Annotated in this window: 17 protein-coding genes; 9 read left to right on the top strand and 8 right to left on the bottom strand. The window is 36.6% G+C overall.

What is annotated here, in order from left to right; translation table 11 throughout:
- Positions 1 to 179 precede the first annotated feature (179 nt).
- From mutS to ACVFVN_RS13300, 3 genes are read left to right on the top strand one after another with little or no spacing between them, the layout of a single operon-like run.
- The gene (gene mutS, locus ACVFVN_RS13290) at positions 180 to 2,768 is read left to right on the top strand and encodes a DNA mismatch repair protein MutS (protein WP_456235640.1); all 2,589 of its coding nucleotides are present in this window, start codon (positions 180 to 182) and stop codon (positions 2,766 to 2,768) included.
- Positions 2,769 to 2,796: 28 nt separating this feature from the next.
- Positions 2,797 to 3,291: a TlpA disulfide reductase family protein gene (locus tag ACVFVN_RS13295; protein ID WP_456235641.1), complete on the top strand. Its 495-nt coding sequence runs from the start codon at positions 2,797 to 2,799 to the stop codon at positions 3,289 to 3,291.
- 9 nt (positions 3,292 to 3,300) lie between these two features.
- A complete protein-coding gene (locus ACVFVN_RS13300) occupies positions 3,301 to 3,927 on the top strand; it encodes a thioredoxin family protein (RefSeq protein ID WP_456235642.1) in 627 nt (208 codons plus the stop codon).
- A gap of 56 nt (positions 3,928 to 3,983) precedes the next feature.
- On the opposite strand, the gene ACVFVN_RS13305 is transcribed toward ACVFVN_RS13300, so the two are convergent.
- Genes ACVFVN_RS13305 through ACVFVN_RS13320 form a run of 4 tightly spaced genes read right to left on the bottom strand, consistent with a single transcriptional unit; the run spans position 3,984 to position 7,112 of the window.
- Positions 3,984 to 4,316: a bacteriophage spanin2 family protein gene (locus tag ACVFVN_RS13305; RefSeq protein WP_165134853.1), complete on the bottom strand. Its 333-nt coding sequence runs from the start codon at positions 4,314 to 4,316 to the stop codon at positions 3,984 to 3,986.
- Positions 4,317 to 4,352: 36 nt separating this feature from the next.
- Positions 4,353 to 5,258, bottom strand: a complete 906-nt coding sequence (locus tag ACVFVN_RS13310) for a YARHG domain-containing protein (RefSeq protein WP_456235643.1) — start codon at positions 5,256 to 5,258, stop codon at positions 4,353 to 4,355.
- 14 nt (positions 5,259 to 5,272) lie between these two features.
- Positions 5,273 to 5,908, bottom strand: coding sequence for a DUF2306 domain-containing protein (locus ACVFVN_RS13315; RefSeq protein WP_456235644.1), 636 nt, complete (start codon positions 5,906 to 5,908; stop codon positions 5,273 to 5,275).
- 1 nt (position 5,909) lies between these two features.
- Entirely contained in the window at positions 5,910 to 7,112 is a 1,203-nt protein-coding gene (locus tag ACVFVN_RS13320; protein WP_456235653.1) for an NAD(P)/FAD-dependent oxidoreductase, read from the bottom strand.
- A 230-nt stretch (positions 7,113 to 7,342) separates the two neighbouring features.
- Here ACVFVN_RS13320 and ACVFVN_RS13325 point away from each other — a divergent pair, with 230 nt between their 5' ends.
- Complete coding sequence (locus ACVFVN_RS13325; RefSeq protein WP_456235645.1) at positions 7,343 to 7,840, top strand: acyl-CoA thioesterase; 498 nt, start codon at positions 7,343 to 7,345, stop codon at positions 7,838 to 7,840.
- Between the two features lie 4 nt (positions 7,841 to 7,844).
- Complete coding sequence (gene thiL / locus ACVFVN_RS13330) at positions 7,845 to 8,906, top strand: thiamine-phosphate kinase (RefSeq protein WP_456235646.1); 1,062 nt, start codon at positions 7,845 to 7,847, stop codon at positions 8,904 to 8,906.
- A 24-nt stretch (positions 8,907 to 8,930) separates the two neighbouring features.
- On the opposite strand, the gene ACVFVN_RS13335 is transcribed toward thiL, so the two are convergent.
- Both ACVFVN_RS13335 and ACVFVN_RS13340 read right to left on the bottom strand, forming a co-directional pair.
- Entirely contained in the window at positions 8,931 to 10,025 is a 1,095-nt protein-coding gene (locus ACVFVN_RS13335) for a glycosyltransferase (RefSeq protein ID WP_456235647.1), read from the bottom strand.
- Entirely contained in the window at positions 10,025 to 10,249 is a 225-nt protein-coding gene (locus tag ACVFVN_RS13340) for a uroporphyrinogen decarboxylase (RefSeq protein WP_165134871.1), read from the bottom strand. Before ACVFVN_RS13340 ends, ACVFVN_RS13335 begins: the two co-directional genes overlap by 1 nt.
- Positions 10,250 to 10,412: 163 nt before the next feature.
- On the opposite strand from ACVFVN_RS13340, the gene ACVFVN_RS13345 reads away from it, so the two are divergent.
- Positions 10,413 to 12,941, top strand: coding sequence for an ATP-dependent Clp protease ATP-binding subunit (locus ACVFVN_RS13345; protein WP_456235648.1), 2,529 nt, complete (start codon positions 10,413 to 10,415; stop codon positions 12,939 to 12,941).
- An 84-nt stretch (positions 12,942 to 13,025) separates the two neighbouring features.
- Here the strand turns inward: ACVFVN_RS13345 and ACVFVN_RS13350 are convergent, their stop codons facing one another.
- On the bottom strand, positions 13,026 to 13,829 hold the full coding sequence (locus ACVFVN_RS13350) for a M48 family metallopeptidase (RefSeq protein WP_165134877.1): 804 nt from the start codon (positions 13,827 to 13,829) through the stop codon (positions 13,026 to 13,028).
- Positions 13,830 to 13,935: 106 nt separating this feature from the next.
- Here ACVFVN_RS13350 and ACVFVN_RS13355 point away from each other — a divergent pair, with 106 nt between their 5' ends.
- A complete protein-coding gene (locus tag ACVFVN_RS13355) occupies positions 13,936 to 14,466 on the top strand; it encodes a DUF4251 domain-containing protein (RefSeq protein WP_456235649.1) in 531 nt (176 codons plus the stop codon).
- A gap of 2 nt (positions 14,467 to 14,468) precedes the next feature.
- Here ACVFVN_RS13355 and meaB read toward each other — a convergent pair whose 3' ends face one another.
- The gene (meaB, locus tag ACVFVN_RS13360; protein ID WP_456235650.1) at positions 14,469 to 15,455 is read right to left on the bottom strand and encodes a methylmalonyl Co-A mutase-associated GTPase MeaB; all 987 of its coding nucleotides are present in this window, start codon (positions 15,453 to 15,455) and stop codon (positions 14,469 to 14,471) included.
- Positions 15,456 to 15,547: 92 nt separating this feature from the next.
- Between meaB and ACVFVN_RS13365 the strand changes: the two genes are divergently transcribed.
- Entirely contained in the window at positions 15,548 to 15,841 is a 294-nt protein-coding gene (locus tag ACVFVN_RS13365; protein ID WP_456235651.1) for a hypothetical protein, read from the top strand.
- A gap of 119 nt (positions 15,842 to 15,960) precedes the next feature.
- A partial coding sequence (locus ACVFVN_RS13370; RefSeq protein ID WP_456235652.1) for a transposase occupies positions 15,961 to 16,372 on the top strand: 412 nt, incomplete at its 3' end.

Raw genomic sequence — 16,372 nt, forward strand, 5'->3', positions numbered from 1 at the left:
GAATCTTTATCGGAGTCATAAAACACGTCCTAAACGGATGTATCAAACTATTCGAAAGATTAGATTTGCAAAGATAAAGATTCTATAATTTCCTTTTTTAAAAACAATTTTCGCATTAAGCGGAACGAAATTTTTAAAGCCTATTCGAAATTTGTACTTTTGAAGTCCAAAATTCAGTTATGGCGAAGGCAAAGAAAGAAACTCCATTAATGGGACAATACAACTCGATAAAAGCTAAATATCCTGATGCTTTATTGCTGTTCCGCGTTGGCGATTTCTACGAAACCTTTGGACAAGATGCCATAAAAACTTCTCAGATTTTGGGTATTGTTTTAACCAAACGTGCCAATGGTGAGGGCCACATCGAGTTGGCTGGATTTCCGCACCATTCCATAGATTCTTATTTACCAAAACTCGTAAGAGCAGGCATGCGCGTTGCCATTTGTGATCAGCTAGAAGATCCCAAAACAGTAAAAGGCATTGTGAAACGTGGTGTTACCGAATTGGTTACGCCGGGTGTAACATTTAACGATCAGGTTTTAAGCTCGAAAAGAAACAATTTTTTGATGTCGCTTCATCGTGAGAAAGAAAAATTCGGACTGGCATTAATTGACGTATCAACGGGCGAGTTATTGATAACCGAAGGACCTTTGGAAAAAATATTGCATATTGTCCACACCTTTGACCCAAGCGAAATTATCTATCAAAGAACAACAGAACTTCCTTCTCAGCTTAAAAACAAAAATGCTTTTAAACTCGAAGATTGGGCCTATCAATACAATTACGCTTACGAAAAACTAACGACACATTTCAAAACCAAATCACTAAAAGGATATGGAATAGAAGATCAAAAATTAGCAATAACTGCTGCAGGCGCTATTTTCGCTTATCTCGTGGAAGACACACACCATGCGCTGCTTCAGCATATTACTAAAATCCAAAATATCCCGCAAGACGATTATTTGATGATGGACAATTTCACACTCCGAAATTTAGAAATTCTTTTTTCGTCAAACCATCAAGGAAAATCGCTGTTAGACATTATTGACAAAACCGTCACGCCAATGGGTGGAAGACTGTTACGTCGAAGACTTATTTTACCTTTAAAAAATATCAGCGATATCAACAGACGTCTTAATCTTATTGAGTTTTTAAACAAAGAAGATCATTTAAAATTCAGTATTGAAGAACTCTTGAAAGGCATCTCAGACTTGGATAGATTGGTTGGTAAACTAGCTGCCGAAAAGATTTCACCGAAAGAATTAGGTCATCTAAGACAATCGATGATTAATATCCAGGAAATCAAATCGTTGCTACACAATTTCCCTGACGCATTGGCTTGGATTGATCCGTTCCATAATTTGGAAGACCTCATCAACCTGATGAAGTTAGAGCTTAACGACGAGCTTCCTGTCAACATCAACAAAGGGCATGTAATAAGAGAAAGCGTTTCGGAAGAACTGGATTATCTCCGTGGTTTACAAAGTAAAGGTCGCAGCTTCTTGGACGAGATGTGCGCTAGAGAAATAGAACGCACCGGAATTTCAAGTTTAAAAATTGATTTTAATAATGTTTTCGGTTATTATATCGAAGTGAGAAATACGCATAAAGACAAAGTTCCTGAAGATTGGATCAGAAAACAAACTTTAGTAAATGCCGAACGTTACATCACCGAAGAACTGAAAGAATATGAAAATCAAATTCTTGGCGCAGAAGAAAAAATATCGAGCCTGGAATACCAACTTTATAAAGCACTTTGCGAAAAAGTCTTAATCTATATCGACCAAATACAAGATAATTCTAAACTAATTGCCGAACTGGACTGTGGCGTAGGCTTGTCCAACCTAGCTATCGAGGACAATTATACAAAACCTGTTCTCAACGAAAGCTATTCTATCGACATCAAAGAAGGCCGCCATCCTATTATCGAAAAATCTTTAGCCTTGGGCGAAAAATACATCCCGAATGATATTTTCCTTGATAAAGACTCGCAACAAATTATCATGGTAACCGGTCCCAACATGGCTGGTAAATCAGCAATTCTTCGTCAAACAGCGATTATATCTTTGCTCGCACAAATCGGGAGTTTTGTTCCCGCAAAACATGCTGAAATAGGAACTTTGGACAAAATTTTTACACGGGTTGGTGCAACGGATAATATTTCTGCCGGCGAATCAACTTTCATGGTAGAAATGAACGAAGCCGCCAATATCCTCAACAATATATCCGACAGAAGTCTTATCCTTTTGGATGAAATCGGTCGCGGAACGTCTACCTACGACGGCGTATCGATTGCTTGGGCAATTGCAGAATATCTGCACCAACACCCAACGCAAGCCAAGACGCTTTTTGCGACGCATTATCACGAACTAAATGAAATGACATTGAGTTTTGAGCGCATCAAAAACTTCCATGTTTCGATACAAGAAAATAAAGGAAACATTATCTTTCTAAGAAAACTTGTTCCTGGCGGAAGTGAGCACAGCTTTGGTATACATGTTGCGAAATTGGCGGGAATGCCTGCAAAAGTTGTGAATCGCGCTAATGATATTCTTAAAACCCTAGAAGCCAATCGCACCTCATCTGACAACTCAAGCGAAAAGATAAAGCGCGTTACCGAAGAAAATATGCAATTGTCTTTTTTTCAATTGGATGATCCTGTTTTGGAAAATATCCGCGAAGAACTTACGAAAATTGACATCAATACTTTAACGCCAATAGAAGCTTTGATGAAACTCAATTCAATTAAAAAAATGATTGGAGGCTAAGTTATAATCAAATTTTATATATTTGATTATGAAGTTTTTATTCGTCTTATTGTTAAGCTTTTCGAGTTTTCATTTATATTTTTCTCAAGTTCAGAAAGATGTTTCTTTGATTAACTATGAAGAACTCGAGAAACGTATTGAGCAAGAAAAAGACAAATTTTTGGTTCTTAATTTTTGGTCAACAACTTGTGGTCCTTGCGTTAAAGAACTGCCACATTTTGTAGCAATTAATAAAGAACTTAGAAAAAATTCTAATTTCAGAATGCTTCTCGTGAGTCTTGACAGAGCCGCTGACAAACAAAAAGTTATCAATTTTATCAAACAAAAAAACATCGAAGCCGACGTTGTTATTTTGGACGATATTAAAAGAATGAACACTTGGATTCCGAGATTTCAAGAGGATTGGGAAGGCGAAATTCCAGTCACTTTATTTTATGATAAAGGACAGAAAGTATATTTCCACAATGGCGATTTTACATTGGAACATCTTAAAAATACACTACAACAATTCTATAAGCTTTAATTTATTGTTATGAAAAACTTATTATTTACCTTGTTATTAAGCTTTTGTTTTGGCTTAGTTTTAAATGCACAAAACAATAATTCGATTGCGAAAAAAGGCTATCAAGTTGGTGATGTCGCAACAGATTTTAGTCTTAAAAATATTGATGGAAAAATGATTTCGCTTAAAGATTTTCCAGATGCTAAAGGCTTTATCGTCATCTTCACTTGCAACCATTGTCCGTATGCGAAAAAATATGAAGATCGCATCAACGAACTGGATAAAATGTACAAAAGCAAAGGTTTTCCTGTGATCGCGATCAATCCGAATGATCCAGAAGTGCAACCAGAAGATAATTTTTACCAAATGAAAATTCGCGCCAAAGAAAAGAATTTTAGCTTTCCATATCTTCTTGATGAAGGACAAAAAATATATCCACAATATGGTGCTACAAAAACGCCACACGTCTTTTTACTACAAAAAGAAAACGGGAAAAATATTGTAAAATATATCGGTGCTATCGATAACAACTACGAAAATCCAAAAGAAGTTAGCGCTTTTTATGTGCAAGATGCTGTTGATGCTTTAATAAAAAATGAACCTATTAAAACGACAAAAACCGTAGCTATCGGATGTAGTATTAAGGTGAAGAAATAAACATAAAAAAGGCTTGAAGGAAATATCTTCAAGCCTTTTTTAGTTTGCCCAATGATTTAGATCGGAATAAAAATAACCGCTGCTATTGCTGCAAGAGCAATAAGTATGGTTGAAAGATAATCTGTTTTCTTTATTTCGTAGATTTCATTTCTTTCTATTTCTTTTTGTTCGCCATTGTTAAGTTTTCCGTAGATCTTGTCAGCATCTACTTTCAAAATTTGCATCTTTAGAGTTTTGGCATCTTTAGTTTTGATCGAATAGTTTTTATAAAGCTCTAATGTATTGTCATGCAAAGGCTTGTGCCCATCAACAACTCTTGTTTGACAAGAAGTTACCAACAACAACGTCAAAATTCCGATAAAGCTAAAGTATTTAGAAAGTGATTTCATTTTAAAATTTTTTCAAAAATAATAAATTAGTCTTATTTAACGCCCAAAAGTATCATAATTATCTTCGGCATATTTGATAAAACGATTAAGAAGCGCCACATTTTCTTTTTCTAAGGGCGACAAATCATTATCTACATTATTAGAAACAGGGACATACCAATCTTGATAATTGAAAAACTGACGGTAGGTTTCTTTTTTAAATGAATAACCATGTCGTGCAAATACAGCGTTTTTAATGATTTCCATGTCGAGTTTCTTCAAATTTTTCAAATCTTTTTCGGTAAGTTTTTCCTTGGACGCATTAACGGTGAAAATCGCATCGGACGCATAACGTTGCTTTTCCACATCATAAGTTATTTTTTTACCATTTTCGTCCTCGTAACTTCCTTTTCCCATTTTAGTTGTTGTCCAGTCAACAATATCCGAATTGTCTTTATCTAGCATAAAATTCGCGTTATAGACAAAGTCTTTTTTCAGAAGTCTCACCATTTTCTGAGGTGATTTTACCGCTTGCGTGTTGAAGGCTTTCCAATTACCAACCAAGCTATCTTTTCTCAATGTTACCTGAAAACGTCCGTCGGTCTTGTCATCTCCAGGTTCGTCTAGGACAAATGTGTTGGCGTTTTCATTATAAACCCCACGAAAAGGGCGTTGATTGCCATTAACAACACTATAACCGTAGACACTGTCTTTAGTAATTTTGTTGAGTTTTATGGAGAGCTTCTTTATCATATAACTATCCTTTACATGGTCTGCATTCGGATTATATTCTGTTTCAAAATCACCCGAGTAGATGCCATACAATTCTTTATGAATCTCTGGAAGGGCAACCACAACAACTGAGTCTGTCTTTTTATCGTTTTCTTTAAGCTCATTATCTTTTTTGCACGATCCTAAAGCAAGCACTAACACAGACATGCCAAGAATAAAATTAGTTTTCATATTATTATTATTTTTTATTTTTTATTTTTTAAAATTAAATATTCTACAAACAAAATATTAGGAATCCAACCCAACCAAGCAATAACTTGATAAACATCCATAGGATTGGGATGAAATAAATATACTAAAATAACTTTCCACAAACGTAAAGTCACTGCAGAAAAACACAACGCATAACTTCGCCACATCCAATGCCTATGATTCATGATATTTCGGTTTCTTACTTCTTGGTAAGCTCTGTACGTCGAATAAAACCAAAGCAATCCCAATATCACAAAAGATATCTTGGCAGGAATTCCGCCATTAGCAAAGAAAGCCATGTAGATTCCTGATATTGATGAAAAAACCAAAGTCAAAATCACATAAACTCTTCCCGACCAACGATGAATTGTTTTTAAACTTTTATCAAAAAACAAAGCGATAAAACCCGCCACCAACACAAATATACTCGTGTAAACATGGATGTGAAAAATCGCCAAATACTCGGGTCTTTCCTCAACTTCGGTTTGTTTGATTGCTAAAAAATTGGCGGTAGAGTCCAACGGAACATAAAACAAAGTTATCCGCAACATCAATACAAAAAAATAGGTGAACGCTAAAAATATTAAGCCTTTAAAAATCTTATGTTGTATGTTTTTGCTAATCAGCATTTTATTTAGAATTAAGTTCCTGCGCAATGAGCCAAGCTTCGCTCCAACAAGCTTGAAAATTGAATCCTCCCGTTATCGCATCAATATTGAGAACTTCTCCAGCCAGATAAAAGTTAGGAACAATTTTACTTTCCATCGTTTTAAAATTGATTTCTTTAAGATCCACTCCACCCGCAGTGACAAACTCGTCTTTGAAGGTGCTTTTTCCATCCACGTTTAATTTCAATTGACAAAGGTTTTCTAACAAAACCAGCATTTCTTTCTTGCTGACATTGGCGATATGTTTTTCTGAATCGATTTTAGAAAATGTCAACAGGCTATTCCAAAAGCGATTGGTCACATTAAAAATCTTGCTTTGACCAATGCTTTTCTTTGGATTGTTTTCTTTAAAATTTACAAAATCTTCCTCCGCGTCTTCTATAGATTTGGAAATGAAATTAATGAAAATCTCAAATTTATAGCCTACTTCAGCCAACTTTCTAGCACCCCAGGCGGAAAGCTTGAGAACCGCTGGTCCACTAAGTCCCCAATGTGTGATGAGCAAAGGTCCACTTTCTCCAAGTTTTAGTTTTGGGATATTGACTTCTGCCCACTCAAAGCTTGTTCCTGGATGTTCGCTAAGCAAAGGATGTTTGATATTGAAGGTAAATAATGAGGGTACTAGGCTTACGATTTTATGTCCCAATTGCTCGACCAATTTCAGAGATTTTGGTGCGCTTCCCGTAGCGAAAACAACATAATCTGCCGTATATGTTCCCAGTTTTGTTGTGATGACAAAAACCTCACCTTCTTTTTCGATGCTAACAACTGTTGTTTGTGTAATAACTTCAACATTATTTTTTTCCGTTTCAGAAGTTAGTGTATCAATAATACTTTGCGATTGATTGCTTACCGGAAAAACACGGTTATCATTTTCGATTTTAAGTTCTACGCCGCGTTGCTCGAACCAATCCATCGTATCGCCTGGCTGAAACTTGCTGAAAACACTTCGGAGTTCTTTCTCGCCCCTTGGATAAAATTTCACCAAGTCCCTAGGGTCAAAACAAGCATGTGTCACATTGCAACGTCCACCTCCAGAAATTTTAACTTTCTGAAGAACGTCTTTATTCTGCTCCAAAATACGGATGTTGTATTTATTTTTATCCAAATTGGCAGCGCAAAAAAATCCTGCTGCACCACCTCCAATGATTATGACTTGCTTCATCAACCTTATGCTATAGATTCCAATTTTCAAAAGTACGATTTTTATAAACCATCTTTTTGACCTAATTTTGAAATCTGAAAATAAATGCAATAGGGATGGAAGCGGCATCCTTTTTCTAATGAGGTGGCGGAGCGGAGCCGAAGCCCCGAGTGGAAAAAGATACAGCGGACAGCCCGACCCGAGTGTTGGCCTATGGCGGCGGCGAGGGAATTGCCCAAATAAAGCAAACAATGGAAAAATTCTTTTATAAATTCGATGTACGTTGGGGCGACATCGATGCGAACCGACATCTCGCAAACTCATCGTACATGGCCTATTGTGCACAAGCAAGAATGGCTTTTATGAACAAGGAGAAAATGGGTCTTGCACAGCTTAATCGTTGGGGTGTTGGACCTGTAATTTTGCACGAAAGATTTTCGTTTTTTAAGGAAATCTATGCCGATCAACAAGTCTATGTCAGTGTGGAAATTGCTGGAAGCTCAGAAGATGCATCCATCTATCAGTTTGTGCATAATTTCTATCTTCCAGATGGAACCCATTGTGCTGTTGCTGAAGCGACGGGCGTTTGGATTGATATGATGCTACGCAAAACCACAACGCCTCCAGATGATGTTGTGATGGCTTTGGACAAATATAAAACGTCTGAAACTAAGCTCTTGACAAGAGAAGATATTAAATCTCTACCTTTCCGACCTGGAAATATAGATCCAGAAATTTTTAGTATTTAAAATTATGTTTGAAGATAAATCTCAAGAATTAACGCCCATTTCTAAATTGGGAGAATTCGGTTTGATAAAACACCTTACCGAGCATTTTCCGTTAGGAAATCCTAGCTCAGAATTAGGCGTTGGCGATGACGCTGCCGTTATAAATCCTGATGGAAAAAAACTCGTTGTTTCCACGGATGTTTTGGCAGAAGGTGTGCATTTTAACCTCGGCTACGTCCCGTTAAAACATTTGGGTTACAAAGCAGTTGTGGTTAACTTAAGCGACATTGCCGCCATGAATGCCACTCCAACACAGATTTTGGTTTCTTTGGCGATTTCTAATCGTTTTCCTGTGGAAGCTTTGGAAGAAATCTATGCAGGAATTCAACTGGCGTGTCAACATTACAAAGTTGATTTGGTTGGTGGCGATACGACAAGTTCTAATGCTGGTTTGGTAATGAGTATAACAGCTGTTGGTATTGAAGATTCTGAAAAGATTATAAAAAGAAATGGAGCAAAAGCTAATGATCTTCTTGTGGTTTCTGGCGACTTAGGTGGGGCTTATCTTGGACTTCAAATTTTGGAGAGAGAACATGCTGTCTATTTAGCAAATCCAAATATGCAACCCGAAATGGAAGGCTACGACTATATTCTTGAACGTCAACTAAAACCTGAAGCGCGTACCGATGTTAAAGCAACTTTGACAGAATTAGGCATTCTGCCAACATCTATGATAGACATTTCGGATGGTTTGGCTTCGGAGATTTTACATTTGTCCGACCAATCGAAAGTTGGTTTCAGAGTTTATGAGGAAAAAATACCCTTGGATAATTTGACAATAAGTACCGCTGACGAACTTAATCTAAATCCTGCAATGGCTGCTCTTAACGGTGGTGAAGATTACGAATTGTTGTTCACAATTTCGCCTAATGATTTTGATAAAATTGTTGGTCATCCCGATTTCAGCGTTATCGGGCATGCGACCGATCTTAATGAAGGCAACTTCCTAGTCGCACGCGGTTCCAACCAATTGGTGCCGTTGAGTGCCCAAGGCTGGGATGCTTTTTTGAATAAAAATAAAGAATAAGACAAAGACCTCGCACGAGGTCTTTTATTTTTTGTGAATCGCTTGTTCTAGAACTTTAATAATCTTTTGCTCTTCATGTTCCCAAGAAAGCTCTTGTGCAGCTTTGTCCAGATTTTCTTTATAAAATGTTTTCCCTTTATTTAAAACCAAATTTATTTTTTCGGCTAAATGTTTGGGATCGTGATTTTCGATTGTTTCGCCGACTTGATAGCCTATGGCAATCTTTTTTAGTTCTGGAAAATCAGAAACAACAACAGGAACTTTTGCCTGAATGTAATCTGAAATTTTATTAGGAAGCGAATAGTAATAACTTAAGCCCTTATTCTCTTCGATGCTTAAGCCAACATCAGCCGTTGGGGTAATTTTGCGTAAATCCGAAGGATATAACTTTCCTAAAAATTCGACTTTATCCAAAACATCATACTGCTTTGCAATGGCACGAAATTCTGCTTCCATTGGACCACCTCCAGCGATTTTTAGAACGGCATTTTCCACATATTGCATTGCCATAATGGCTTTATCAATACCTCGTGAATAATTGAGCCAACCTTGATACAAAATAATTTTTTGAGATTTGGATTCTTGTTGCTCTCCATATTGTTGTCGTGGTAAATTCCGCACAACCATCGGTCTTTTGATATTATATTCTTTTACAAACCAATCGGCGTAAGAATCGCTCGCAGTAATTATATTGTTGAGCTTAGGGAAATAATTTCGTTCGACCCATTTCCAAATTTTTTGAGAAATTTTTCCTTGTACAGAAGGCATTTCGCTAAACATTTCGTGGCTGTCGAAAACCAAAGGAATATTAAGCTGTTCTGCGATCTTGAAATTCGGGATTAATGTTTCTAAATCATTAGAATACAAAACGGAATTTTTGTCAGTTCTTTTCTTTAATTCTTTATAAAGTTTGAACATAAATTCTGGATAAGCGAATTTTAAACTTTTAGAAGTCAAAGAAATGCGTGTTATTGGATAATGGCGCTGCATCTCTAGCGCACCACCCCAATTGTTGCCAATAAGTTCCACATCGTAACCTTGATCGATAAGTGTTTGACAAGTTTTTTCAACCCGTTGGTCTGTAAAAAGATTACTAAAAACACTAACAATTACGCGCATTAATTTAATTTTTTAATAAAAACATGATAAAGTTGAACCAAAGCTAAAATCCCATTAGGAATAATAACTGGCCACAACATTCCGTTGAAAATACCATAGATAACGAAGCAGATACAACCAAAAAAATTGATGATTCTAATAATTCTGACTTTATTGGTTAAAAAACTTCCAATAATAAATACAGAAGCCAGATAGCCAACATATTCTACCCAATTATTACCCATGATTTCTAGTTTTTACAAACTTACAGAATTTTGAGATTTGAGAGAAAATTAATGTCATAAAGTCCATTTTTTTAGAATGGTAACAAATTTGCAAAACAAAAAATGTAAAATTCAATAATATTTGTTGTAATTTTAAAATAACTTATTAACACGGAGATAAAAAATGGATTATAAATTTTCAGATGGCTTGAACCGCGTGTTCAAACAGAGTAAAAACGAAGCAAGGCGTCTCCAAAGCGAGTTTCTTAATACCGAACATTTTTTGCTAGGAATTATTAAAACAGAAAACTCTGCTAAAGAAATCCTTGAAGGTCTTCATGCTGACCTTACACAAATCCGAAGAAAAATAGAAACAATTAGCACAGCTAACAGTAATCCTTTTGTGAGCAATATGGGAAGTATTTCGCTGACCAAAATGGCTGACCAATCGGTAAAAAGATCAGAGTTGGAGTGCAGACAATATCAATCTTCGGAGATTAATACAGTACATTTGTTATTAGGCATTTTGTATAAACAGGAAGATCCAACTTCAAATATTCTGCAAGCTTACGATATCGATTACGAAAGCGTACAAAACGAATATCAAAAGATGTTGAAAAATACAGATCAGCTTCCACAAAATAGCGCCTATGACGATGACGACGAAAGAGAAGATTTTTCACAAATGAAAAAACCAACTGGAAATCTAGGAACAGGCAAAAGCAAAACACCAACACTTGATAATTTCGGTAGAGATTTGACAGCCTTAGCCAAAGACGATAAGCTAGATCCTGTTATCGGTCGCGAAAAAGAAATTGAACGCGTTTCGCAAATCTTATCAAGAAGAAAGAAAAACAATCCACTTCTAATAGGTGAGCCTGGCGTTGGAAAATCTGCGATTGCCGAAGGTCTTGCGCTTAGAATTCATCAGAAAAAAGTATCGCGTGTTCTTTACGGAAAACGTGTGATTACTTTGGATTTGGCGAGTTTGGTTGCTGGTACAAAATACCGAGGACAATTCGAAGAACGCATGAAAGCCATCATGACCGAGTTGGAGAAAAACCGCGATGTCATCTTGTTTATCGACGAGTTGCATACCATTGTTGGTGCGGGAAGTTCTACAGGAAGTTTGGATGCTTCTAATATGTTCAAACCAGCATTAGCACGTGGCGAAATTCAAGTAATAGGCGCAACAACTTTGGACGAATACAGACAGTACATCGAGAAAGACGGTGCATTGGAACGTCGTTTCCAAAAAGTAATGGTCGAGCCTACGTCGGTTGAAGAAACCATTCAGATTTTGCATCAGATTAAAGATAAATACGAAGAGCACCACAATGTTCATTATTCTGATGAAGCCATTAATGCTTGTGTTAATTTAACTTCTCGATATATCACAGATCGTTTTTTACCAGACAAAGCGATTGATGCTATGGACGAAGCAGGATCTCGTGTTTACATCAAAAACATGAAAGTTCCTACCGAGATTATTGACTTTGAAAATAAAATCGAGGAAGTTAAAGAGCAGAAACAACAAGCGGTTAAAAAACAAGATTACCTTGAGGCTCGAAAACTGAAAGATGAAGAAGAACGTCTCCAGATAGAGCTTAATCTGGCTCAGGAAAACTGGGATAAAGATGTTAAAGAAAAGAAAGAAGAAGTTACCGAAGAAAGTGTTGCAGAAGTTGTATCCATGATGAGTGGCGTCCCCGTAACTAAAGTTGGTAAAAACGAACTTGACAAACTTTCTGCAATGGATAACAAGCTTAATGGTAAAGTTATAGGGCAAGAAGAAGCAGTTAAAAAAGTGGTAAAAGCCATCCAGCGCAACAGAGCTGGACTTAAAGATCCTAACAGACCTATCGGGACCTTTATATTCTTAGGAACAACAGGCGTTGGTAAAACCGAGTTGGCAAAAGTGATGGCTCGTGAACTTTTCGATTCTGATGATGCGTTGATTAGAATTGATATGAGTGAATATATGGAGAAGTTTGCGATATCAAGATTAGTTGGTGCGCCTCCAGGTTACGTTGGATATGAAGAAGGCGGACAATTAACAGAAGCGGTAAGACGTAAGCCTTATGCTGTAATCCTGCTAGATGAAATCGAAAAAGCACATCCTGATGTATTCAACATTTTATTACAAATTTTGGACGAAGGGCATGTTACCGACAGCCTTGGTAGAAAAATTGATTTCAGAAATACCATTATTATTTTAACTTCCAACATTGGGACAAGAGATCTTAAAGACTTTGGTGACGGTGTAGGATTCGGGACTTCTGCAAAGAAAACTACGTCGGACGCAAGAGCGAGAAGCACTATTGAAAATGCTCTGAAAAAAGCTTTTGCTCCAGAATTCTTAAACCGTATTGATGATATTATTATTTTCAATTCATTAGAAAAAGAAGACATTAAGAAAATTATCGATCTTGAACTTAACAAGCTTTATTCAAGAATTGAAAAACTTGGTTATAAAGTACAGTTAACTGACGAGGCTCGTGACTTCATCGCGGAAAAAGGTTGGGACAAAGATTTTGGAGCTAGACCTCTGAAACGTGCTATCCAAAAGTATATTGAAGATCTACTTGCCGAAATGCTTGTCAACAAGCAAATGAAAGAAGGTCAACTAATCACATTAAAACTTAATGATACCAAAGATGCTTTGGAAAACGAGACGCCTAAGAAAGAGCGTAAAAAAGAAAGTGCTGACTAAGCATTATTTCATATCTGCAAAACAACGCGACATCCAATTTTTGGATGTCGCGTTGTTTTATACAGATTTCAAAAATATTTTTATCTATTTACCTCCTGCTGCTTTGTAATATTGCAAAGCTTCTGGCATTGCAGCATTAATATCAGCTATTCTACTTTCTGGGTTGGGGTGGGTTGATAAGAATTGTGGTGTAGAACCACCTTTGGAAGACGCCTGCATTCTTTCCCAAAAAGAAGGTGCTGTTCTAGGATCATAACCCGCCATAGCCATTAAGATTAATCCCATTTTATCCGCTTCTAATTCTTGTTTTCTACCATAAGCCAAAAGTCCAACTTGCGCACCAACAGGGTAAACTTGTTGAAAAATACTCGCCCATTGCGCATTATTGATAGTGCTTCCCAAAATGGCACCACCGTATTGTGCTAACATAGCTTGAGAAATACGCTCGTTACCATGTCCTGCCAGGGCATGTGATACCTCGTGGCCCATAACCACAGCCAATCCATTATCATCTTTTGTTACAGGAAGAATTCCAGTATATACCGCAACTTTTCCACCCGGCATACACCAAGCATTGAGTTGTGAATCTTGTAACAAATTGAATTCCCAATTATAATTAGCTAATTCCGATTGTCTGCCGATACTTGTGTAATACTTCTCTGCAGCCGTTTTTATATTCATTCCAACACTTTTTACTCGATTAGCGTCGGCAGTGCCAGTAACAACTTTTGCTTTAGAAAGTGTTGTTTTATATTCTTGCGAAGCCATTGTAGCAATCTCCGAATTGTTTGCAAACTGAATAGAAGAACGTCCTGTAATAGGATTTGTAACGCAGCCCATTAAACTTAATGAGAATAAACCTAGCCCTAATATGTGTTTTGATTTCATAGTCAATTATTTATAGATAATTTTTCAATTAACAATTTTTATTCCAAATATCTTAATTAATCTTTAGCTTTTGCATTAATTTTGCTTTCATTCAAAAAAAAATGAAATGAAAAATATCATTCTTATCATAGCAAGCGCTGCAACATTGCTTCTAAGTTCTTGTAGCACACAATCTTATATGGAACCTACCGCCATAAATACTGTTGTAGAACAATCGGAATTTAGTTTTAATGCCAAATCAGCTTTACCCACCAACATCGATGTTCTCAATGTTATGAACTCTTTACCAGGCACAACATCTAACAGGATTACAACGCTTGATAGCGGTTATGGCTTTGAATTAAAAACAGGGAAATTTGAGGTGATACTTCCCTATTTCGGGAGATTATATAATCCGTCATTAGGCGATCTTAACAAGAATTCATTCAGATTTGAATCGACTGACTTTAAAGTTTCAAAAACGAAAAATAAAAAAGGAAATTGGATTGTAACCATCAATGTTAATGACAAACAAAATATGCCAACTTTTATTTTAGAAATTTTTAAAACTGGAAGCGCTTTTTTATCAGTAAGTGCTAACGACAGACAACCTATTAGTTACGATGGCTACATTTCTAACTTATCTGCGGAAAAATAATTTTAAGAATTCAATAATTTTTTTACAAAATCTCGTGCCTCGGAGCTTGGATTAGCCAATAATTCTGAGACATTTTTTTGATGTGTTTTAAAGGCTTCATCGAGGCTTTCATTCTTTTTAGTTTGTTCCAAAATATAAGCCTGTACCCAATATTGAAATCGTTTTTCGGCTTGTAATTTGCGCACCGTTTCGAAGCGTCCTGTTTTCTTTTTAAGATTTATAAACTCATCGATTTTTTCGTAAACTTTCTCCAAACCTTCGTGATAAAGCGCCGAACCGAGCATCACAGGAACTTTCCAATCTTTCTCTTTGGATGGAAGAAATTGAAGCGCGCGCATCAACTCCAGCTTGGTGTTTTTGGCTTGTTGAAGATTCTCTTCCGAAACTTTATTAATAAAAATAAGGTCAACCATTTCCATAATACCTCGTTTGATACCTTGCAATTCGTCGCCGCCACCAATAATTTTCAAGAATAAAAAAACATCCGAAATATCGGCTACCAATACTTCGCTTTGTCCTACACCAACGGTTTCGATTAAAATATAATCATAACCAGCCGCTTCACAAATCAACATCGTTTCAAAAGTCGCATTAGCAACGCCGCCTAAAAATCCCGAACTAGGACTTGGTCTGATAAAAGCATTAGGCTCTTTTGCCAAATCTTCCATCCTGGTTTTATCGCCCAAAATACTTCCTTTATTAAGCGCAGAACTAGGATCGATAGCAAGCACAGCAACGCGTTTTCCGTTTTTTATGGCAAGTTGTCCAAAACTTTCTATAAAAGTAGATTTTCCGGCACCCGGAACACCGGTAATCCCTACACGAATCGATTTTCCTGTGAGTGGCATAATGGCGTTCAGCAATTGTTCTGCTTTTTCGCGATGTTCTGCTTTTTTACTTTCAACCAAAGTTATTGCTTTGGCAATCAATCGTTTGTTGCCTGATCTTATGCCGTCAATTAAAGTTTCTAAAGATAATTCAATGCTCATCTTCCGAATTTGGAATGTTTACAAATTGTTTTAAACTTGGCTATTTTGATTTATAAATTTATAAATTTGGGTTAGCTCAGAATTCAAAATTAATGAAAAAATACCTATATACAGCAGTTTTTGCAATGACTTTGGTCTATTCTTGTACATCGCAAAGTAACGTCAATACCCAAGGAAACTCTTATGGTGCAACTACGGAACAACTCGCTACAGCCAAAACACTCTATGATGCACGTTGTGGAAAATGCCATGATCTACCTGCTACAACCGACCATACAGCCGAAGATTGGAAGCCAATTATTGAGCGAATGACGCCAAAAGCAAAATTAACCGACGAAGAAGGCAATTGGATATTGGCTTATGTAAGCACCAATGCAAAACAATAAAACCCATTCACATTTTTATATTAAACTAAACAAGCGTGCCGTTCATAAATGAACGGCGCGCTTTATTTTTATGTTTTTGTCCCGTCCTGAAATAGCGATACAAAAAAATAATCGTTATTATGGAAGAAAGAAACAATTATGTCAAACGTACTCAGCGCGATTACAGTATGTCTTTTAAGTTGAACGTTGTAAAAGAAATCGAGTGTGGGGAGTTATCTACTGTGGGTGCTTGCCGTAAGTATGGCATCCAAGCTCGAAGCACAGTTGTGAGTTGGCTCAGAAAATTTGGTACCTTTGACTGGGAGAACCACTCCCCATCGCATATGCCAAAGTCACCAGAACAAAAGATTATGGAGCTTGAAGCTCAAGTAAAACTTTTGCAAAAACAGAAGACCTTTCTTGAAAAACAGGCTTATGTGAATGATAAAAAAGCCATTATTTTCGATATGATGATTAACCTTGCCGAAGAGGAATATCAAATTGATATACGAAAAAACTCACCACCCGAACTATCGAATTTTTCCGAAGGGA

The organism is Soonwooa purpurea, from assembly GCF_053891095.1.